Below are 311 nucleotides of genomic sequence, written 5' to 3' on the forward strand. Positions count from 1 at the left end.
GTATACACAAGCGATTGATCGACTTGGACGCTGATGAAAGGGCGTTGCGCCAGCTTATGCGCATCCAAGTTCCCGATGGCGTGAACATCGAGATTGTGCTGCGCTCTTAAAACACACTCAACCACTTTCCAAATATTAACAAATAATTACTTTTGCACATTTGATCAAGGAGTGCTTGATTACCCAGAAAGACTCAAGAATCGAGCTCTCAGCAAAACTAGTTCTTATGAGATCGATTTGTTGAGAAAATTACATTAAAGACGCTGTTCATGAGGTGCCGGTTCATCATATGCGCAGTGACACCATAAAAA

1 protein-coding gene is annotated in these 311 nt (G+C 42.1%); it reads left to right on the plus strand.

Features of this window, described 5'->3' with window-relative positions:
- Positions 1 to 110 (plus strand): 30S ribosomal protein S10 (locus tag QW520_08880; protein ID MEM0449918.1); only part of this gene is annotated, 110 nt, incomplete at its 5' end.
- Between the last annotated feature and the right edge of the window lie 201 nt (positions 111 to 311).

The organism is Methanomassiliicoccales archaeon, assembly GCA_038740345.1.
Taxonomy (GTDB): Archaea; Thermoplasmatota; Thermoplasmata; order Methanomassiliicoccales; family UBA472; genus JAJRAN01.